This window comes from Romboutsia sp. 13368 (assembly GCF_018336475.1).
GTDB lineage: Bacteria > Bacillota > Clostridia > Peptostreptococcales > Peptostreptococcaceae > Romboutsia.
Genome location: NZ_CP048741.1, coordinates 829919 through 831637 on the forward strand (window position 1 = coordinate 829919; position 1719 = coordinate 831637).

The following is a 1719-nucleotide window of genomic DNA, read 5'->3' on the forward strand; positions in this document are numbered from 1 at the left end:
ATGATATATATTTTATAATATATTTGTATTAAAAAAGGTGTAGTATTAAAAATACTACACCTTGATATGTAAAATATTATCTACAAACAAAAGTTTCACAGCTACTATTTTCAAAGTTTATGTCTACATGGCTAGCATTACAATAACCAAAAGTATTGTATCTACAGTTTTTGGCAGTACAAGATATATCTTGAGTACTAGTTAATCCTGTCTCACCATGATAATTACTAAGATTAAAGCTATCCCCATCTCTATATGTATCGCAGTAAGTTTCAGGTGTTACTGCTGCATCAAATCCTTCAACTTTTATTTGTGAAGCATAACAATTTCCAGTTTTATTAAATGCACAGTCTGTAGCTGAGCAATGTAAATTGCTTTCCATAAGATACCTCCTAAATGAAATTATATTAATATTATGTCAAAGATAACTTATTTTAATCATTTATAATTAAAATATTAACTTAAAATATTTATAAAAAATATTATACAAGGCATAGTGAACATATCAAGTAAAAAGGCAGCAACTAATGGAACCACTAAAAATGCTTTTTTTGAATAGCCATAYTTGTTACTTATAGAYGTCATATTAGCAAGGGCTGTAGGAGTWGCGCCTAATCCATGACCGATAAGTCCACTTATCATAACAGCTGAATCAAAATCTTTACCAAGAATTTTAAAACAAACAAAAGTAGCATATAAAACTATAAATATGCTTTGACATAATACGATAATAACTATTGGACCAAATAAGCTTGATAATTTAACTAAATCAATACTCATAAGTGCCATAGTTAAAAAGATTGAAAGAGATATATCACTTAAAAAATCAATAACTTTAAAATCTAAATTAATAAAATTAACTTTATCATTTATATTTCTAAATAAAACCGATATTAACATACATCCTGTTATAGCTGGAATTATTATCCCTGTTAAATTATAAAATACATTTGATATTAATTTTCCTATAGATATACAAACTAAAATAGTTAATAATTGTTCTAAAAATGAAAGAATATCTAAATTTATTTTGAAACTATCTTTATTAGATACTGAYACATTATTAGAAATTGAAGATGGCTTTAACTTATACTTATCGATTAAAAATTTGGCAAGAGGAGAACCTATAAGTCCGGCTAATATAAGACCTAAAGTAGAGGCTGCTATACCAACACTTATAGCATTATTAATACCTAAGCCTTCTATAGTAGCACCATATGCTGCAGATGATCCATGGCCACCTTCCATTGAAATTGTTCCACACATAAGACCAAGTAGTGGATTTATATTTAAACCTTTAGAAATACAAACAGCTATTAAATTTTGAAACAAAGATAATGTACCACACAACAACCAATATTTTATAAGGGACTTTCCACCTTTTTTAACTAAAGATAAACTCATACCAAGACCAATTGTTGTAAAGAAAAAACATATAAGATAATCCATTAGTGATGTGTCCATAGTTATATCACAGATTTTAAATAGCTTTAAAAAAAGAGCTAATATACAAAATAACAATCCACCAACAACTGGAGATGGAATACAAAACTTATCTAATAGACTCACTTTATTTTTTATGAAATTACCTATAATAAATAAGATTATAGATAAAATTAAAGTTGAGGTAATGTCTAAATTTAGAGAGTACAAAAAATCACCTACCTTATATATTGTAACTTGTACATAGATAAATATATTAGAACATTTATAAAATAA

The 1719-nt window shown here is 26.4% G+C and carries 2 protein-coding genes; both read right to left on the bottom strand.

What is annotated here, in order from left to right; genetic code table 11:
- Window positions 1-76: 76 nt before the first annotated feature.
- On the bottom strand, window positions 77-382 hold the full coding sequence (locus tag G3997_RS03390) for a DUF1540 domain-containing protein (protein WP_296648111.1): 306 nt from the start codon (window positions 380-382) through the stop codon (window positions 77-79).
- A gap of 74 nt (window positions 383-456) precedes the next feature.
- Window positions 457-1719, bottom strand: a 1263-nt coding sequence (gene gltS / locus G3997_RS03395) for a sodium/glutamate symporter (protein WP_330616187.1), incomplete at its 5' end; no start/stop codon positions are given.

What these genes read in the sequence shown, in the direction of transcription:
- G3997_RS03390 (WP_296648111.1), bottom strand. Translation starts at nt 382, where the DNA reads ATGGAAAGCAATTTACATTGCTCAGCTACAGACTGTGCATTTAATAAA.